The sequence below is a fragment of the Kineococcus rubinsiae genome (assembly GCF_011839805.1).
In the GTDB taxonomy this organism is placed as follows: Bacteria; Actinomycetota; Actinomycetes; order Actinomycetales; family Kineococcaceae; genus Kineococcus; species Kineococcus rubinsiae.
In genome coordinates, this window is record NZ_VWPY01000010.1 from 41,228 (window position 1) to 59,023 (window position 17,796).

The 17,796-nt window shown below is 73.1% G+C and carries 17 protein-coding genes; 3 read left to right on the forward strand and 14 right to left on the reverse strand.

The window, feature by feature from the left end; translation table 11 throughout:
• Positions 1-49: 49 nt before the first annotated feature.
• The 9 genes from F1544_RS07955 to F1544_RS23415 form a co-directional block, all read right to left on the reverse strand.
• Complete coding sequence (locus tag F1544_RS07955; RefSeq protein ID WP_167583996.1) at positions 50-1,093, reverse strand: formamidase; 1,044 nt, start codon at positions 1,091-1,093, stop codon at positions 50-52.
• The gene (locus F1544_RS07960; RefSeq protein ID WP_208971478.1) at positions 1,090-2,577 is read right to left on the reverse strand and encodes an amidase; all 1,488 of its coding nucleotides are present in this window, start codon (positions 2,575-2,577) and stop codon (positions 1,090-1,092) included. The genes F1544_RS07955 and F1544_RS07960 overlap by 4 nt, the downstream gene beginning before the upstream one ends.
• Positions 2,578-2,579: 2 nt before the next feature.
• Complete coding sequence (locus tag F1544_RS07965) at positions 2,580-3,923, reverse strand: cytosine permease (RefSeq protein WP_208971479.1); 1,344 nt, start codon at positions 3,921-3,923, stop codon at positions 2,580-2,582.
• 98 nt (positions 3,924-4,021) lie between these two features.
• Complete coding sequence (locus F1544_RS07970) at positions 4,022-4,813, reverse strand: 5-oxoprolinase subunit PxpA (RefSeq protein WP_208971480.1); 792 nt, start codon at positions 4,811-4,813, stop codon at positions 4,022-4,024.
• Positions 4,810-6,318: an amidase gene (locus F1544_RS07975; protein WP_167584000.1), complete on the reverse strand. Its 1,509-nt coding sequence runs from the start codon at positions 6,316-6,318 to the stop codon at positions 4,810-4,812. The genes F1544_RS07970 and F1544_RS07975 overlap by 4 nt, the downstream gene beginning before the upstream one ends.
• A gap of 151 nt (positions 6,319-6,469) precedes the next feature.
• Positions 6,470-7,171, reverse strand: a complete 702-nt coding sequence (locus F1544_RS07980; RefSeq protein ID WP_167584002.1) for a GntR family transcriptional regulator — start codon at positions 7,169-7,171, stop codon at positions 6,470-6,472.
• 140 nt (positions 7,172-7,311) lie between these two features.
• The gene (locus F1544_RS07985; RefSeq protein ID WP_167584004.1) at positions 7,312-7,923 is read right to left on the reverse strand and encodes a dihydrofolate reductase family protein; all 612 of its coding nucleotides are present in this window, start codon (positions 7,921-7,923) and stop codon (positions 7,312-7,314) included.
• Between the two features lie 43 nt (positions 7,924-7,966).
• Positions 7,967-9,007, reverse strand: a complete 1,041-nt coding sequence (locus F1544_RS07990; RefSeq protein ID WP_167584006.1) for a tyrosine-type recombinase/integrase — start codon at positions 9,005-9,007, stop codon at positions 7,967-7,969.
• Between the two features lie 360 nt (positions 9,008-9,367).
• Positions 9,368-9,553, reverse strand: a complete 186-nt coding sequence (locus tag F1544_RS23415; protein WP_208971481.1) for a hypothetical protein — start codon at positions 9,551-9,553, stop codon at positions 9,368-9,370.
• Positions 9,554-10,005: 452 nt separating this feature from the next.
• Between F1544_RS23415 and F1544_RS08000 the strand changes: the two genes are divergently transcribed.
• Complete coding sequence (locus F1544_RS08000) at positions 10,006-10,599, forward strand: class I SAM-dependent methyltransferase (RefSeq protein WP_167584010.1); 594 nt, start codon at positions 10,006-10,008, stop codon at positions 10,597-10,599.
• Positions 10,600-10,656: 57 nt separating this feature from the next.
• On the opposite strand, the gene F1544_RS08005 is transcribed toward F1544_RS08000, so the two are convergent.
• The 4 genes from F1544_RS08005 to F1544_RS08020 all read right to left on the reverse strand — a co-directional run bounded on the left by F1544_RS08005 (position 10,657) and on the right by F1544_RS08020 (position 15,090).
• Positions 10,657-11,733 (reverse strand): cation diffusion facilitator family transporter, encoded by a 1,077-nt coding sequence (locus F1544_RS08005; protein ID WP_167584012.1) that lies wholly within the window; start codon positions 11,731-11,733, stop codon positions 10,657-10,659.
• Positions 11,733-12,116: an ArsR/SmtB family transcription factor gene (locus tag F1544_RS08010; protein WP_167584014.1), complete on the reverse strand. Its 384-nt coding sequence runs from the start codon at positions 12,114-12,116 to the stop codon at positions 11,733-11,735. The genes F1544_RS08005 and F1544_RS08010 overlap by 1 nt, the downstream gene beginning before the upstream one ends.
• 637 nt (positions 12,117-12,753) lie before the next feature.
• The gene (locus tag F1544_RS08015; RefSeq protein ID WP_167584016.1) at positions 12,754-13,959 is read right to left on the reverse strand and encodes a Gfo/Idh/MocA family protein; all 1,206 of its coding nucleotides are present in this window, start codon (positions 13,957-13,959) and stop codon (positions 12,754-12,756) included.
• Between the two features lie 273 nt (positions 13,960-14,232).
• Positions 14,233-15,090 (reverse strand): enoyl-CoA hydratase/isomerase family protein, encoded by an 858-nt coding sequence (locus tag F1544_RS08020; RefSeq protein ID WP_167584018.1) that lies wholly within the window; start codon positions 15,088-15,090, stop codon positions 14,233-14,235.
• Positions 15,091-15,231: 141 nt separating this feature from the next.
• Here F1544_RS08020 and F1544_RS08025 point away from each other — a divergent pair, with 141 nt between their 5' ends.
• On the forward strand, positions 15,232-15,846 hold the full coding sequence (locus tag F1544_RS08025) for a TetR family transcriptional regulator (RefSeq protein ID WP_208971482.1): 615 nt from the start codon (positions 15,232-15,234) through the stop codon (positions 15,844-15,846).
• Between the two features lie 104 nt (positions 15,847-15,950).
• Here the strand turns inward: F1544_RS08025 and F1544_RS08030 are convergent, their stop codons facing one another.
• On the reverse strand, positions 15,951-16,934 hold the full coding sequence (locus F1544_RS08030; protein ID WP_208971483.1) for an AraC family transcriptional regulator: 984 nt from the start codon (positions 16,932-16,934) through the stop codon (positions 15,951-15,953).
• 40 nt (positions 16,935-16,974) lie between these two features.
• On the opposite strand from F1544_RS08030, the gene F1544_RS08035 reads away from it, so the two are divergent.
• Positions 16,975-17,706, forward strand: coding sequence for an SDR family oxidoreductase (locus F1544_RS08035; protein ID WP_167584022.1), 732 nt, complete (start codon positions 16,975-16,977; stop codon positions 17,704-17,706).
• Positions 17,707-17,796 lie beyond the last annotated feature (90 nt).

The following is a 17,796-nucleotide window of genomic DNA, read 5'->3' on the forward strand; positions in this document are numbered from 1 at the left end:
GCCCACCAGACTGCACCCCGGGCGGGAACTCATCGGCGCGGTGCGGCGATCACCCCCCGCTCGGGCCGCGCGGCGCGGGCGTCGCCCCGCCGGGCCGGGCGCGGACCCCGGCCGGGGCGGGGAACCCGGACCGCGTCCCGTCGACGTGCTCGACCTCGTCCTCCCAGGGGAGCCGGTAGGTGCCCGCCACGAGGTCCTGCATGAAGGTGTACGGGCTGTCGGTGGCCCCGCCCTCGACCGCGACGTACCCGCGGTGCCCGAGCTGGTAGAGGTTGTTCTCCACGCCCCAGCTCCGCCGCGCCTCCCGGGCGCGGGCGGGCACCACCTCGGCGGTGACGATCCGGTCGGGGGTCCCGTCGCCCTGCTCGAGGACGGTGCCGTCCACGTCGCACACCATGGCCTCGCCCATGGAGCGGATCCCCGTGCTGTCGGCGCCCGCGAGGCAGACGGACGCGGTGTAGGCGAGGTTGTGGAAGGCGTTGGCCTGGTTGGTGATCCGCCACGACGGGCGGATCGGGTAGGTGTACCCGGCCGTGCGCAGGACCACGTCGGCCCCGCGGTAGGCGGCCTCGCGGGCCATCTCGGGCAGCATCCCGTCGTGGCAGATGATCAGGGCCAGCCGCGAGCCCTTCGGGCCGTCGCAGACGGGAACGCCCAGGTCGCCCGGCTGCCACGGTTCCAGCGGTGTCCAGGGGTGCATCTTGCGGTAGTACAGCTGCACCTCGCCGGCGTCGTCGACGATGATCCCGCTGTTCCAGGGGGCGCCGTCGGGGTTGCGCTCCATCAGGGAGAAGCACCCCCAGACGCCTGCCTCGGCGCACGCCGCGCGCAGCAGGGCGATCTCCGGGCCGTCCAGGTCGCAGAGCAGGTCGTCGTCGAGCCACGTCGCGGGGTCGAGCCCGTTGAGGCTGTACTCGGGGAACACGACGAGGTCGAGGGTCGGCATCCCGCGCTTGGCGCCGCGCAGCAGCCCCGCCAGGTGCTCCGCCGCCCGCAGCAGGTCCTCCGGACGGGCGACGACGGGCACCTGCGCCTGCACGAGCGCGAGGACCAGGGCGCCGGGGGACGGGTTCAGCCCGCCGAGGCCGCTCACGCCGGCACGCCCGCGGTCGAGGTCACGTCGAGGACGCGATCGGCCAGGCCCAGCGGCCAGTCCTGCGCCCAGGGGGCGGCCTCCTCGTAGGCGGCCGAGGCCCGCAGCACGGTGGCGTCGGCGAGGTGCCGCCCCACGATCTGCAGACCGACCGGCAGCCCCGCGGCGGTGAACCCGGCCGGCACGCTGGCGGCGGGCTGGCCCGTGAGGTTCAGCGGGGAGACGAACCCGAGCCAGGCCGAGGCCGGCACCATCCGCCCGTCGATCCGCTCGGGCCCCTGGACGTCGACCGGGAACGCCGGGACGGCGAGGGTCGGGGTGAGCAGCAGGTCGACGTCGGCCATGAACCGCCACATGCGGTTCACGAGGCGCTTGCGCGCCACGACGGCGTCGGTGAACTCCTCGGCCGTCCAGTCGCGCCGCAGCGCCTCGACGAGGTGGGGGGACATCCGGTCGCCGAACTCGTCCGCCATGCGGCGCATGCCCCGCAGGTCGGTCTCGTTCATGACGAGGGCCCAGTGGGTCCGGGCCGCGTCCTGCAGCCCGGGGTCGCGCTCCTCGACGGAGCACCCGATCCGGTCGGCGAAGACCCCGGCCGCGCGCTCCGCGATCGCCCGCACCTCGGGGTCGACGGGGACCCCGCCGAACTCCGCGCTGAACGCGACCCGCAGGCCCGCGACCCCGCCCCGGGGGGCCGCGAGCCAGTCGACGTCGTCGCAGGGGATCGAGTGCCGGTCGCGCGGGTCGGGGCCGGCGAGGACGGACATCATCAGCGCCGCGTCGGCCACCGTTCTCGTCAGGGGCCCGATGTGCTCCAGGGCCTCCCAGCTGGAGAACCCGGGGTAGCGCTCGTCGCGAGCGCCCGGGTACAGCGGGACCCGCCCCATGGACGCCTTGAACCCGTAGATCCCGCAGTGGGCGGCGGGGATGCGGACCGACCCGCCGCCGTCGCTGCCCAGGGCCAGCGGCGCCATCCCGGTGGCGACGGCCACGGCGGACCCCGCGCTGGAACCCCCGGACGTCATGGCGAGGTTCCACGGGTTGCGCGTCGTCTCGGAGATCGGGTTGTGGCTCGCGCCGCTGTAGCCGAGCTCCGTGACGTTGGTCTTGCCCAGCACGACCGCGCCCGCGGCCCTCACCCGCTCGACCACGACGTCGTCCTCGTCGGGGACGAAGTGCTCGTAGGCGGGCGAGCCGGACCGGGTCGGGATCCCGGCCGTGGCGATGAGGTCCTTGACCGCGAGGGGCACCCCGGCCAGCGGGCCCGGGTCCTCCCCGCGGGCCAAGGCGGCGTCGACCTCCGCCGCCCGGGCCCGCGCCGCGTCCGCCGTCACCTCCACGAAGGCGTGCAGGTCTCCGTCGAGCTCGCTGATGCGCTGCAGCGCAGCGTCGGTCGCCTCGGAGGCCGTGGTGCGACCCGTCCGGATGCGGTGGGCGAGCTCGGTGGCGGGCAGCAGGGTGGGGTCGACGGTGCCTCCGGCCACGCTCACACCCCCGCCGTCGCGTCGGCGACGTCCGTGGAGGAGTCCCGGGCGGCCGTGCGCTGCCCGGTGAGCAGCTGCAGCGCGACGTAGGCGATGGCGCCCACGACGATGCCGGCGATCGCCTCGCTCAGCTGCGGGGCGGCGACGTGCACGACGTAGGCGCCCGCGGCGCCGATCGCCCACGCCGCGAACGGCTGGACGCGCCACGCGACGTCGGCGCGGCTGCGCGACCACCGGGTCAGGAGCTGGTCGACGACGAGGACCGCGCCGATGGGCGGCACGAAGATGCCCAGCAGGTTCAGCCAGGTCGCGAAGTGGCTCCACACCCCGGCGAGCGCGGCGATCGTGCCCACGGTGCCGAGCACGATCGTCAGGACGCGCATGCGGCCGCGGGTCAGCTGGCTCCAGCCGACGGCGCCGTTGTAGAGGCAGTGGGTGCACACGGAGCCGAGGTTGACGAAGACGAACACGACGGCCAGCGCGGAGAGCACCTGCCCGTGCGAGGTGAGCAGCGGCAGGAAGTCGCCGCCGTTGGCGGCGGGGGCCACGGCCGCGCCCGCCGCGACGATGATGCCGCCGGCGAGCAGCGAGATGACGTTGGCCAGCGGGAACGCGGTGAACGTGGCGGCCACGGCCTCGCGGCCCGAGCGCGACCAGCGCGTGAAGTCGGCCGTCATCGTCCCGGAGTCCGCGAAGCCGGCGATGACGATGGTGATGGCCGCCCCGACGCTGAGGACCCCGGCGTCCGGCGCGCCACCCGCGTAGGACGTGACGCCGGAGAGCCCGCCCTCGCGGGAGGCGATGACGAGCGCGACGCCGCCGAGCACCAGGAACATCGGGGCCGCGACGAGCCCGATGACGGTGAGCGCCCGGATGCCGATGAACGTCACGGCGACGTACAGGACCCCGGCGAGCAGGATCATCCACTTCTCGCTCCAGCCGAGCGAGGTGTGCAGGGTCGCCCCGGTGAGGCCGGTCTGGAACGCGAACCAGCCGATGACGACGGTGGACAGGAACCCGGCCGCGATGGGCGCACCCCGGCGGCCGAACGTCTCGGCCGCGGTGAGGGCGAAGTTCTTGCCCGTGCGCCCGGCGACGTAGCTGAGGGCGCCGACGTAGGCGAACAGGACGGCGTTGCCCGCGAGGATGGCGCCGATCCCGCGCCAGAAGCCGAGGCCGTAGACGATGGTGCCGCCGAAGATGGCGTTCGTGATGATCATCGGGAACCCGAACCAGACCGCGGAGACGGATCCCAGGGACCGTCGGCGGGTGGGCGGGACGGGCTCGTGCTCGAACTCCGACGCCAGCGCGTGGTGCTCGGTGGGGACTCCGGTCGTGGTGGCCACAGTGCGTCCTTCCAGGGGTGACGGCGGACCGTCGGGGTGAGGACGTCCCGCGCCGTTGCGGAACCAGGGGGGTCGTGCCCGGCCCGGGGGCCGGTGGGTCAGCGGTGCGTCCGCCGGCCCGGTGGTGCCGGCACGCAGCCCTCGTCGAGGAGCCGCTGCCGCACCGCGGAGAGCAGCGCGGGTGCGCCCGGGGTGTCGCTGTGGACGCAGACGGTGCCGAGGTCGGCGCCCCGCCCGGGGTCGGCGAGCGCCGCCACGGTCCGCTCGGCGGCGTCGGCGGGGGACCCGACCTCCGCCGGGGAGAAGCCGAACATCCGCACCCGCCCGTCGCGGTAGGGCCGGTCGGCGAAGAACTCCGCGACCACCCCGAGCCCCGAGGCTTCGGCGCGGGCCGCGAGCGCCGAGGACGGCAGCGCCGTCACCAGCAGTCGCGGGTCGAAGGCCTGCACCGCACGGCACACGGCGTCGGCGAGCTCCTCGTCGGCGTTGGCCATGACGTACAGCGCCCCGTGCAGCTTCAGGTGGGCCATGGGCACCCCGGCCGCGCGCAGGAACCCGTCGAGGGCCCCGAGCTGGGCCAGGCAGAGGTCGTGGACCTCCTGCGCCGAGGTGGGGATGAGGCGCCGGCCGAAGCCCTCCCGGTCGGCGAGCCCGACGTGGGCGCCGACCGCGACGCCGTGGTCGGCGGCCAGGGCGACGCTCTCCCGCATCGTCCGCGGATCGCCGGCGTGCGCGCCGCACGCCACGTTGGCGGACGTGAGCAGCGGCATCAGCTCCGCGTCGGCGCCGTGGCGGTACACGCCCCAGCTCTCGCCGAGGTCGCCGTTGAGGTCGATCGTGCGCCCGGCCAGGCGCTGCTCGTCCGTCCGCGCGGGGGCGTCCAGGCTCACCGGACGAGCTCCGGCGCGGGCCGCTCGGGCGCGGGCTCCTGCAGGCGGGGCGGGCGGCGCGGGGAGGCGGTGAGCTCCCAGCCGCGGGCGAAGCGGAGCAGGTCCACCTCCGCGAGCGGCTTGCCCAGGACCTCCAGCCCGACGGGCAGCCCCTCCGGGGTGAAGCCCGCGGGCACGGACACGGCCGGCAGCGAGGACTGCGAGGCGATGACGGTGTTGGTGGGGAACGTCAGGGCCGTCCACCGCCGCGCGGCGAGGTCCGCGCGCGTGGGCGGCGGCACCTGGACCGTGGGGTAGACGAGGAAGTCGACGTCCGCATCAGCCATGAGGACGAGCAGCCGGCGCCGGAACTCCTCCTGCCGCAGCCGCATGCGCAGGTACTCCGGATCGTCGAACGGGTCGGCGGGCCCGGCCGCGATGTCGTCCACGAGGTCGGTGAGCGGGTGGGCCCCGTGGCGGTGGACCTCGTCGAAGCTGTGCGCCGGCGCGTCCGGGCGGGCCGCGAGGAACGCGGTGATGTCGTGGCGGGACTGGGTCGTGTAGAGCGAGGTGCCGGCGACCCACCCGGGGAGGTCCCCGAGCTCGACGCCCTCGACGACCCCGACCCCGGCGGCGGCGAGGGCGTCGACGGCGGCGCGCACGACGTCGTTGACCTCACCGGCGGCCGGGTCGGTGCCGAAGGCGTCGGCGAGGACGCCGACCCGGTAACCGCGCACGTCGGCCCCCGCCAGCGAGGCGGTGTACGTGCCGGGCGCCGTGGTGGTCGCGCACACCGCGGTGAACTCGTCCGCCGGGTCGTAGCCGACGAGGACGTCGAGCAGCGTCGCGACGTCGGTGACCGTGCGGCCCATCGGTCCCGGGGTGTCCTGGAAGTGGACCAGCGGGGAGAAGCCGGTCCGGCTGACGAGGCCCGTGGTGGGCCGCAGGCCGACGAGGTTCGTGAACGACGACGGCAGCCGGATCGACCCGCCGGTGTCCTCGCCCAGGCCGACGAGGCCGAGGTTCGCCGTGATGCCGGCGGCCGTCCCGGCGCTGGACCCGCCGGGTTCGCGGTCCAGGTCGTAGGGGTTCTTGGTGTGGTCGCTGCGGGAGGAGAAGGAGAACCAGCCCGCGGCGAAGTCGCACATCGCGGTCTTGGCCAGCACCACCGCGCCCGCCTCCCGGAGCCGGGTCACCGCGGTGGCGTCGCGGGCCGGGACGAAGTCGGCGAACACCGCGGAGCCGAAGGCCGTGGGGATGCCCGCGGTCTCGGCCTGGTCCTTCACCAGCACGGGCACCCCGTGCAGGGGCCCGCTCAGGCGGCCGGTGCGGGCGAACTCCGCGTCGAGGGCTTCGGCGTCGGCGACGGCGGCGGGGTTCACGGTGACGACCGCGCCGAGGGCGGGGCCGTTCGCGTCGAGCGTCTCGATGCGGTGGAGGTACCAGCGCACGAGTTCCGCGCTCGTGAGGGTCCCGGCCTGCAGCTGCTCGTGGAAGGAGGAGATGGTGAGTTCTTCGAAGGGCATGGGGGATCGTCCTCACCGTGCCCGCGCGCTCGGCGGCGGGTCACGTCGGGGTGGTGGGCGGGTTCCTGAGGTGGAGTCCCTGCAGTGGAAGTTCCTGGGACGGAGTTCTCGGGACGGCGTTCTCGAGACGGAGTTCTCGAGACGGGGTTCCTCAGGCGGGGGGCGGGGGCCAGCCGTCGAGGTCGGAGGGCACGGCGTTCTCCGCCGCGTCGGACAGGGCCCGGGCGACGGTCCGGCTGGTGTGCTCGAGGTGCCAGCGGGTCTCCGCGAGGAGCCCGGGGAGGTCGCGGGCCTCGATGAGGGCGAGCATGGCGAGGTGCTGGCGGTGCGCCTCGCCGAAGTCCTCCACGGTCGAGGCGTAGATCGACATGTAGGGCTCGACCCGGCTCCACGTGCTGTGGATCAGGTCGAGCAGGTGGGGGCTGCGGGCGCACGCGTAGAAGCGCTCGTGGAAGCGGCGGTTCAGGGCCCGCCACTGCGCGGCGGGCAGGTGCTCGTCGGCCATCTCGGTCAGGACGGCCCGCAGGTCGTCGACGTCGGCCGCCGTCAGGTGCTTCAGGGCCCACTCCGCGGCCAGCTGCTCCAGCCGCAGGCGGATCTGGAACACCTGGCCGAGCTCCTCGGGGCTCAGCGCGACGACCGTCACGCTGCGGCGCTCGAAGACGACGAGCCCCTCGGCCTGCAACCTCTTCAGCGCCTCCCGGACGGGCATGGTGCTGACCGAGAAGGCACTCGCGATGGAGCGCAGGGAGATCCGGGCTCCCGGCCGGACGGCACCGCTCGTGATGGCGGCCCGGACGCGGTCGTACACCGCGTCCGCCACCGTCGCCACGACGATCGCCGTCTCCGTCACCGAGCACCTCCCGCTGTGATGTGTGATCACACTAGGGAGCGGCGCCGGGCACGGGCAAGGGACGGGTGTTACCTCTGTGTGAACTCTGCCGGCGGCGACGTCGACGGCATCCAGGAGGCGCCGCCCGGGGTGAGCGGAGCTCAGGCGGTGGGCGTCCGGCGGTAGCGGATGTGCGTGGCGAGCGGCGAGTGCAGCACCTCGACGGGCTCGAACCCGAAGGAGCCGACGTCGTCGAACATCCGCTCGCCGGCACCGAGGAGGGTCGGGGCGATGTCGAGGGTGAGCTCGTCGACCACCCCGGCTTGGAGCGCCTGCCGGGCCGTGGACGCGCCGCCCGCGATGTCGACGCCCCGGTCACCCGCGGCCTCGATGGCCTGCGCGTACGCGGCCGCGAAACCTCCGGTGACGAAGTGGAACGTCGTGCCGCCCTCCATCTCGATCGGCTCGTGCGCGTGGTGGGTCAGCACGAACACGGGTGCGTGGTAGGGCGGCTCCGCGCCCCACCAGCCGCGCCAGTCCTCGTCCCACGCGCCCCGGACGGGGCCGAACATGTTGCGGCCCATGACGTAGGCCCCGCGGGGGCGCATCAGCCACCCGGTCGCCACGGCATCGGCCTCGTTGGCCCGGGGGTCCCCGATGTGCCACGCGTGGACCTCGAGGCCGCGCCGGCCGAGCGGGTCCTCCCGGCTCTGGTGCGGCCCGGCGACGTAGCCGTCGACGGAGATCGACATGTGGCAGGTGGTGTCCGGCACCAGGACTCCCGAAGGGGCGACGAGCGAAGCAGGTCCCGGCACGCTAACAGCCGGCGCCCCGCGGCGGCGGGTCTCCCGTCAGCTGCCGCAGGGCGGCGTAGGAGGCGTTCCCGGCCGCTGCGGATCGCAGCTCCTGGGCGCCCGCGTCGACGTACTGCTGCGACGTGGTGAGGCTCTGGTGGCCGAGCAGGCGCATGACCTCCACGGCGCTTGCACCGCTGGCCACGACCCGGGTCGCGAACGTGTGCCGCAGGGCGTGGACGAGCGAGCCGCGGTGCACGCGGTCGTGGATGCCCGCGGAGCGGTAGCAGCTGCGCACGAGGTGCTGCAGCTGGTTGCGCGTCAGCGGTCGCCCCGCGGTGTCGACGAAGAGGGGCGCGTCCAGCCGCGGCGGCCGGCCGCCGGAGAAGCGCGCCGAGCGGCTGCGCCCGTAGGCGCGGATCAGGTCGGCCAGCGCGGGTTCCACGGGGACGCTGCGCTCGGCGTTGCCCTTGCCCAGCACGTGCAGCCGCTCGTCGCCCGGGGTCCCCACGAGGTCGCCGACGCGCAGACCTGTGAGCTCCGCGCTGCGGATCCCGCTGACCAGGAGGGTCGCGATGAGGGCCAGGTCCCGCTCCGGCCACGGCTGCCGCGCCGGCCGCGCCCCCGCGGCCACCGCCGCCAGCAGCACCTCCGGCGTGTCCTCACCGCGCAGCGGCTTCGGCGCCGAGCGCGCCGGCCGGGGCCGGGCGACTCCCGCCATCGGGTTCCCCGGCAGGGCCTCCTCGGCGACGAGGAAGTCGCACCAGCCGTTCCACGTCGACCAGCAGCGGGCGATGGAGCTGCGGGCGTGCGTCCCGGCGAAGTCCGCGAAGGCGCCGCGCAGGCCGCGGACGGTCAGGTCGGCGACGAGCAGGTCGTCGGCGGGGGAGCCGACGGCCACGGCCAGGCGGGGCAGGACGCCGGCGACGTCGCGGCGGCGGGCGGCCACGGTGTGCGGGGAGTCCTTGCGGGGGAGCCGCGCCACCTCGTAGGCCGCCAGCGCCTGCGTCAGGGGGGTCGCCTCGACCACCTGCTCGGGAACCCCGGGGGGCGGGGGAGTCATGGGGAGAGGATACCCCGCGGTCACCGAGCGTGTCTAGTCAAACCCGTTGCAGCGCAACGAGGATGGGGGAGTCCGGCCGGAACGTCAGCATATTCGCCGTTATGCGTGCTTCGGCCGGAGGAAAGCCTTCGTGGTCACTCGACGACGTGCCGTACGGACGTCGGCGGTGTGACGTGGCGGACAGACGTCGAGTTCGAGGTTCCGCGGAAGCTGGTGCACGGCCTGCTGAGTGATGTCGTCGTCGTTGCGGGGGACTTCGGCCCGGCGGGTCCGCCAGGACGCCGGCCCGGTCATGGCGGACACGGCGGACACGGCGGGCGCCCGGACCACGGCTCAGCCCGCCGGGCAGATCAGACGTCGTCATCCAGCTGGCCGCGCCGCCGCGACGTCCCGGCTGACGTCGACCGCCGGCCCGGCCGCACCGGACGACATCGCGACGCAGACCGTCAAGGCGATTGAGCGTCCGAGGTCGTCTCCGATGAACTGCGGGTCGACGGTCGTCGAGGCGTTCCTCGTCGAGGTGTCGTCGACGGTGGAGCTGACCATGCAGCCCACACTGTGGACGTGGTCCTGCGAGGCGAAGGCCTCGCTCGGGGCCCTTCCAGGTTCGCCGATAATACTCATTATGTCACTCAGCACTCGGGTAGCCAGTTGCAGGCGCTCCCCTATGCTGCTGTCGTCTCTCATCCGATCTGTCGCAGTCTCATGAGACCTGTCGCAGTTCTCACGTAGCCTGTTCCGGCCTCTCAGCGGATCTGTCACAGCCTCGTAGCGCCTACCGAGCGGGTACCGCTGTGATCACGGGTGGCTGTGCACTTCCACAGCGAACACCTCATGGAGATCAGGTCACGGGATGGGCCTCGCAACGGACCTGGGGGCCGTCGCCAGCGCAGCCCGCGCGCAGGGTGACCCACTCCCCCCGCCGGGGACGACTTCACGGTCATGCCGATCTGCGAGCGGTCGCCGAGATGTCGGGGGGTTCCGACAGGCTGCGCTCCATGAGCGATGAGACCCGCCAGTACTGGGACGAACAGGCCGCGACCTTCGACGACGAAGCCGACCACGGTCTGCGCGACCCCGCGGTACGACGGGCGTGGGCCGAGCTCCTCCTCCCCCTCCTCCCCGCCGCCCCTGCACGGGTCGCGGACCTCGGCTGCGGCACGGGCAGCCTGTCCCTGCTGCTGGCCGAGGCCGGATACGACGTCCACGGTGTCGACCTGTCGCCGCGGATGATCGACGCCGCCCGCGCCAAGGCGGTGGCCACCGGTGTCCAGGCTCGTTTCAGCGTCGCCGACGCAGCTGTGCCGCCGATGGAGCCAGGATCGGTGGACGTGGTCCTGGTGCGCCATGTCTTGTGGGCCTTCGAGGAACCAGCCGACGTGCTCGTCTCCTGGATCAGCCTGCTGGCTCCTGGCGGGCGGTTGCTCCTCGTCGAAGGACGCTGGTCCACCGGAGCCGGGCTTGCCGCTACCGACTGCGAAGCGCTGGTGCGCCAGCACCGTCAGCAGGTGCGGGTGCAGATGCTGAACGAGCCGTCCTACTGGGGCAAGGAGGTCACCGACGAGCGCTACTTGCTGGTCAGCTCCCACTGAGTTCGCCTCGTCGATGACCGCTGACATCGACTGGGCTGCCTCGAGGCCGCGGTCTGCTCAGTGCTGCGCGGGGTAGGCGTGGATCAGCGCCTGGCTCAGCTTGGGCACCGCGTGGGTCAGGGAGTGCTCAGCGCGGTGCGCCAGGGCGTGGGCCTCGGTCAAGGACGTGGCGGGGTCGATGTCGAGTTCGGCGTCGGCGTGCAGCTGGTGTCCGATCCAGCGCAGGCGTACGGCCCGCACCTCACGCACGCCCGGCTCAGCGGCCAGCGTGGCTTCCGCGGTGGTGACCAGGTCGGGGTCCACCCCGTCCATCAGGCGGCGGAAGACGTCGCGGGCGGCGGTGCGCAGCACCGCCAGGATCGCCACGGTGATGAGCAGTCCCACGATCGGGTCGGCCAACGGAAAGCCCAGCGCGACGCCACCGGCACCGGCCAGGACGGCCAGGGACGTGAACCCGTCGGTGCGCGCGTGCAGGCCGTCGGCGACCAGCGCGGCTGAGCCGATCTGACGCCCCACCCGGATGCGGTACTGGGCCACGGCCTCGTTGCCGGCGAAGCCGACCAGTCCCGCGATGGCGACCCAGCCCAGGTGCTCGACGGCCACGGGGTCGATGAGGCGGCGCACCGCCTCGAAGGCCGCCACGAGCGCGGACAGGGCGATCATGGCGACGACGAACAGGCCGGCCAGGTCCTCCGCGCGGCCGTAGCCGTAGGTGTAGCGGCGGGTCGCGGCCCGTCGGCCCAGGACGAAGGCGATCCAGAGCGGGATCGCGGTCAGGGCGTCGGAGGCGTTGTGGATGGTGTCGGCCAGCAGCGCCACCGACCCCGACGCTGCGGCGATGACGGCCTGGGCGATGGCGGTGACTCCCAGCCCGACGAGACTGATCTTCACCGCGCGGATGCCGGCGGCGCTCGAGGTCAGGGCGTCGTCGATGGAGTCGGCGGCGTCGTGGCTGTGGGGGGCGAAGATGCCCAGTACGAAGCCCTTCACCCCACGCGGGTGGTCGTGGCCGTGGCCGTGGCCGTGGCCGTGGCCGTGACCCGACTCGTGGTCATGACTCGGCTCGTGCGCCACCGCGTGATCGTGGCGGCGCGTCTCGTGCTCGTCGTGGTCGTGGTCGTGCGAGGCGGTCATCAGCCGGCCTCGACGTCGTGCAACGCGGCCAGGCCGGTGCTGTCGCGGTGGTGACCAGGCACCCCCGGGCCGGCGTGCTCGGCGTTGTGGATCGCGTCGGTCACCAGCTGGGCGACGTGGTCGTTCTCCAGCCGGTAGAAGATCCGAACGCCCTCGCGGCGGGTGGCGACCAGCCGGGCCATGCGCAGCTTGGCCAGGTGCTGGGAGACCGACGGTGTGGCCTTGCCCACCCGCTCGGCCAGCTCGCTGACCGCGAGCTCCTGGTCGATGAGAGCCCACAGCAGCTGCACCCGGGTGGCGTCGGCCAGCATCCGGAAGACCTCCACGGCCAGGTCGACTTGGTCGGCAGGGAGGCGTCGTCGGCACGGCTTACTTGCGTCCATGCGCAGATAATAGACCTGCACTCACGACGCGATGCGCACAGTCGTGCCCCCGCCATGGGGCCGCAGCGCAGCGACCTTCGACTAGGACAGGTCGGGTGAGAACGAACATCCGCGAGGGGTCGCGAGAGGCACTCAGAACGACGGGGCACCTTCCACCGTCGCGTGGGACCGGGCATCGCGGCCTGGCCCGCTGGTGTCGTGTTGGCGCGGTCCGTCCTGGCTCGGCTGCGGCTCTGACGCTGCTGACCTCGCGACTGGGCATCGCCGTCGTCGACCCGGCCGCTTCCGCCGTCACCCTCGCCATCGTCCCGAGTGCTCGCGCCCGCGCCGACCGCTGCTGCGGCCCCCGAGCCGAGGCCGCACAGCGTCGTCCTGCGACGGGGACCTGGGGTAGTCAGGGTGCTGCTCCCCCGCGTCCACATCGCGACGACCTGGGGCCGGCGCTCGTGGCGGCTGTGGTCGACGCGGTGACCCCGGCCGGCGGTGGTGCTCAGCTGGCGGTGCAGCCAGGACCGCTCCGAGTGCAGCGCACCGGCAACGATGGCCCGGCGAGCCCGACGGACGAGGTAGCCCGCGCTGCACGTCCGACCCACCTCCCACCCGGACGCTCGCGCGCCCAGGTGGGAGGTGGCGCTCATCAGACCGGGTCGCCGAAGTCCGGGACGGGAAGCCGTGCGCCGTCCTGCTTGGCGGACTCGTTGGCGATGATCCCCGGGAGGGTGAACCGGGCCGCGACCCACGCGTTGACGGGCGGGTGGACGCGGTCGCGCACCGCCACGACGAAGTCGTCGGCCAGGAAGTGGTGCGCCCCCTCGTGGCCGTTGGGCGCCCCCTCGTACTCCTTCGGCAGCCGGCTGCGGTCGTGCACCTTCGCGGTACCGGAGCGGAAGCTGCTCAGCAGCGCAGGGTCGATGTCGCTCAGGTCTTCGGGGACGTCGGAGTGCTCACCGGCCCGCAGCTCGTCGCTGATGTCGAGGGTCTTGCCCTTGCGGTAGTCCTCACCCTCGGTCTTGATCGTGACGACCGTGCTGGTGACGGACTGCTCCATGACCTGCTCGGTGCCGTAGAAGCGGAACCGCGACTCGGGACCGTTCCAGTACCCGACCCGGCGGAACTCGTTCGTTCGCATCACCCCGCCGTCGGCGAGCTCGAAGAGCGCCGACATGTTCGAGAAGTCGTTGTCCCAGCGCGAGACGGACTTGTCGAAGACACCGTCGTCCCGGGTGTCGCTGATGCCCGTGCAGCTGACGCTCACGGCGTAGGTCGGCCACGCCCCCAGCACCCCACCGATGGCGTGGGTCGGGTAGAGCATGGGCGGGTAGCTGGCCGTCTCCTTCCAGTCCTCCCCGCCGCTGTACTGGTAGGCGGCGTAGAACCCGTTGTCCATGTCGTGGACGTAGTCGCCCTCGCCGTAGAACACCCGGCCGAACTCACCGGTCGCGATGTGCTCGCGGGCCCAGACGGTCGCGGGGTTGTAGTAGCTCGTCTCGCCCATCATGTAGACGAGCCCCGTCTCGCGCACCGCGGCCACGATGGCCTCCACGTCGTCGACCGTGGTCGCCATCGGCACAGCGGAGTAGACGTGCTTGCCGGCGGCCAGCGCCTGGCGGACCAGCGGACCGTGCGACCAGCGCTGCGTCATGATGGCGACGGCGTCGACGTCGGAGGCCAGGGCGTCCTCGAAGCTGTCGAAGGACCCGGCGAGCCCGTGGGTCTCGACGTGCTGCTGGGCGCGTTCGGGCACGACATCGGTGACCCACACCTCCTCGACGTCGGGGTGCAGCTGCCACAGAGCGATGAAGCTCCGGGCGAACTGGCCGGTGCCGATGACAGCGATCTTCACGAAGGACTCCCTGTGAGCCGGAGGTGCGAACGGTGGGCCCCAGCATGATCCCCCGCGACGCCATCGGCGACGTGAGGTGCCCGGTCCGCGTCGACGGCCTGCAGCCTCACAGGACTCGTCCCGCCGCCGGTCCCTGACGCGGGTCTGCGACAGGTCGGGTGAGAACGGACTGCGGCGCTGCAGCTGCGTCCTCCGGGCACAGGTGCCCGGTCTCAGCGAACTCGCCCCCACCACGACCTTGGTGCCTCGATCGAGGCCGCGGCCGGGTGCGGGTCAGAGCCCGCTGATGAGGGCTTCGAGGCCGATCTCGCCTTCACGGGTCTGCATGCCCGCCTCGAGCAGCTCCAGGGCCAGCTCGGCGGCGTCGGGGGTGAAGAGGGGACCGAGGAGGGCGTTCTCGGTGGCCAGGCCCTGGTGGGTGATGGAGCTGGGGGTGGCGGCCACGGCCTGCTTGACGGCCGCGACGATCTGCGGCTTCAGCGCGCCGATGCGGCGGGCGAGGGCGTCGACGAACGCGTCGATCCGATCGGCGGGCAGGGCCCGGTTGACCAGGCCGTAGCGTTCGGCGAGTTCGGCGTCGATGAGCTCAGCACCCAGGAGGATCTCCAGGGCCCGGGCGCGTCCGACCAGGGAGGTCAGGTACTGCGTCCCGCCGCCGCCGGCCATGATGCCCATGAGGACCTCGGGCTGGGCCTGACCGGCGGTGCCGATGGCGGCGAAGCGCATGTCCAGGGCCATCAGGAACTCGTTGCCGCCACCGCGGGCCAGCCCGGTCAGCTTGCCGATGGTGACCTGGGGCAGGGCGCGGACCTCCTCGTGCACGACCTGCATGAGGTTGAGGTCGGCGGGGAAGTCGGCGTCGGGGTCGGCGGCCACGGTGGCCGCCGCAGCGGCGGCGAGGGTTTCGGGTTCGGTGATGAAGCGGGTGTCGCCGTGGGCGATGAACAGGTCGGGGTCGGCGCTGTCGAAGACGATGACCCGCACGTCCGGGTCGTGGCGGACCTGGGTGACGAAGCGGCGCAGGGAAGGCAGCAGGGTTCCGTCGAGGAGGTTCAGCGGGGGGTTGTCGATGCCGACGGTGGCGACGCCGTCGGCGACGGTGATGCGCAGGGCGGGCAGGTCGTAGGACACGTGAGGCTTCTCTCTCGAGGTCGGTGACGTTCCTGGAACGGGGAGCACGTAGATCGCCGTTCCTCATGTGGAACTGAGTGTCAGGTTACGAAGTGAGTTCCAGATGCGCAAGCGAGCGCGTCCTCCTCGTAGGCTGGGCCGGTGAGCGGACTGAGCACGCGGGCCATCAGCCGCGCCGCGGTGCGCCGGGAGCTGGCCGCCGTCGCGCTGCCCCGCTTCGTCGACGTCGGCTTCGACGCGGTGACCTTCGAGGACCTGGCCGGCGCGGCCGGGGTCTCGCGCAGCACCTTCCTGCGCTACTTCGCCAGCAAGGAAGACGTCGTCCTGCACGTCTTCGACCCGCTCGGGGAGCAGCTGGCCGCCGCCCTCGCCGCCCGGCCGCAGGCGGAGGACGACTGGACGGCGTTGCGGCGCGCAGTCGACCCGGCGGTGCAGCTGATCGCGGCTGACCCGGAGGCGGGTCTGACGCTGCTGCGCCTGGTGTGGTCCACCCCGGCGTTGTGGGCTCGACTGCACGAGAAGCACGGCAGCTGGCGTCCGCCCCTGGTGGACCTGCTGGTGCGACGCTCGACGGCGTCAGCGGCGAAGGCCCCGGCGCTGCTCGCGGTGCGAACCCGGGTCATGGCCGCCCTGGGGTGCCTCATGGTGGCCTTCGACGCGTGGATCGAGAGCGGCGGGGCGCAGCCGCTGGAAGCGCTGACCGACGACGCGTTCGCCGCCCTCGCCCCGAGCGGGGCGCAGCCGTCGCGGCGGTGACGGGCGCGGTGCTCGCAGCGTCGCGCGGCACGGGCAGCGGCCGTGGATCGACGGCAGTCGTCACGGCCGGTGGGCGAACGCGTCCCGGAACGGCCTCGGTGAGATCAGGGCTCGATCGGCTGTGCCGCACGTCGTGACGTGTCGCGGAAGTGCCGGGGTGAGGTTCCCACCACGCGGCGGAACGCCGTGCTGAACGCGCTCTCGGACTCGTAACCGGTGGCGGACGCGAGTTCGGAGATGGGTCGGGTGCCGCGGCGCAGGACGTCACGGGCCAGGCTCATCCGCCACTGGATCAGGTAGTCCAGGGGGGCGGTTCCGACCTGGTCCTTGAACGCGGCGGCGAACGCCGAGCGTGACATGTGGCTGATGCCGGCGAGCTCGTGGAGGGTCCAGCGGTGCGCGACGTCGGCGTGCATGGCGCGCAGGGCGGCACCGACCCCGTCGGCGCCGAGAGCGGCCAGCCAGCCGGCCGGTCGTCCGGCCTGGTCGGCGTGGGCGCGGAGCATGTGGACGAGCATGATCTGGGCGAGGTGGTCCAGCACCAGCGAACCGCCGACGGCGTCCGCGTCGACCTCGCTGACCAGCAGTTCGCTCAGGTGCGCCAGCAGCCTGCCGCGAGGGTCCGCGGCGCGCACGTGCACCAGCGGCGGCAGGACGTCGAGCAGCATCGCGGCGTTCGTGTCGTCGAAGGCGAAGTGACCGCCGCACAGGTAGGTGTCCTCCTGCGCCCGCGGTCCGATGCGCACCGCGCCGTCCACGGCGTCGTCCCACAGCGCAGCTGCGGCGTGCGGCTGCTCGGTCAGCGAGCTGGCCAGCACGTAGGGCGGAGGATCGCCCAGCAGGTAGAAGTCGCCCTCCTGCAGTCGCACCGGCTCGTGACCCTCCATCGCCAGCCAGCACCCACCGCGCACGACGATGCCGAGCCGCACGTGCGGGAACGGCTCGAACCGCAGCGCCCAGGGCCCCGCCGCGTGCAGACCCGCCTCCACGACGGCCCGCGGCCGCAGGAGCCCGATGGCGCCGGCGATCGGGTCGCTGGTCCCGAGCGGCGACGCCTTGGACGATCGGTGAAGAGAAGTGGACGGCACGTTATGAATCGTACGGCCTGGCGTCGGCAGCATGGTTCGCATGGAGACCACGAACAAGTCCGCGCTCGTCACCGGCGCCAACAAGGGCATCGGCCTCGAGGCCGCCCGTCAGCTCGCACAGCAGGGCTTCACCTTCTGGCTGGGCAGCCGCGACCGGGTGCGCGGCGAGGCCGCCGTCGAGGAGCTCGCTGCTGACGGCGACGTGCGACTCGTCGACCTCGACGTCACCGACGCCGACAGCGTCCAGGCCGCCGCGGAACGCGTCGCCGAGGAGACCGGCGCGCTGGACGTGCTGGTCAACAACGCCGGAGCTGCCGTGGCCGACGGCGAGGGCCGCCCCAGCACGGTGACCCTGGACACCGTCCAGCGGACGTTCGACGTGAACCTCTTCGGGACGCTGCGCGTCACCCAGGCCTTCCTGCCGCTGGTGCGGCGGGCGTCGGCCGGCCGGATCGTCAACGTCAGCAGCACCCTGGGGTCGCTCACGACGGTCGCGTCCGCGGGAAACCCCTTCGGGCAGCTGCCGTTCTTCGCCTACCCCGCGTCCAAGACCGTCCTCAACGCGCTCACCGCATGGCTGGCCGTCGAACTCAGGGACACGCCGATCAAGGTCAACTCGGTGTGCCCGGGCTCCAACAGCACGGACATGAACCCCGACCCCGACGCGCAGCACCCCGGCGAGGGTGCCAAGGTCGTCGTCCGCGCCGCCACGCTCGCCGCGGACGGCCCGACCGGCAGCTTCTTCGACACGAACGGCGCCGTCGCCTGGTGACCCCGAGCCGCACAGTCCACGGCGGACGACCAGACGACGCCGCGCTGGCCCACCAGGCCAACGTCTCAACCGCTCGTCCCAGCGACTGAA

Bases quoted from the DNA above. Each gene is read 5' to 3' on its own strand.
- F1544_RS08035 (WP_167584022.1), top strand. From the start codon at position 16,975: ATGGAGACCACGAACAAGTCCGCGCTCGTCACCGGCGCCAACAAGGGC.
- F1544_RS23415 (WP_208971481.1), bottom strand. From the start codon at position 9,553: ATGGTCAGCTCCACCGTCGACGACACCTCGACGAGGAACGCCTCGACG.
- F1544_RS08005 (WP_167584012.1), bottom strand. From the start codon at position 11,733: ATGACCGCCTCGCACGACCACGACCACGACGAGCACGAGACGCGCCGC.
- F1544_RS07990 (WP_167584006.1), bottom strand. From the start codon at position 9,007: ATGACTCCCCCGCCCCCCGGGGTTCCCGAGCAGGTGGTCGAGGCGACC.
- F1544_RS08010 (WP_167584014.1), bottom strand. From the start codon at position 12,116: ATGGACGCAAGTAAGCCGTGCCGACGACGCCTCCCTGCCGACCAAGTC.
- F1544_RS08000 (WP_167584010.1), top strand. From the start codon at position 10,006: ATGAGCGATGAGACCCGCCAGTACTGGGACGAACAGGCCGCGACCTTC.
- F1544_RS07975 (WP_167584000.1), bottom strand. From the start codon at position 6,318: ATGCCCTTCGAAGAACTCACCATCTCCTCCTTCCACGAGCAGCTGCAG.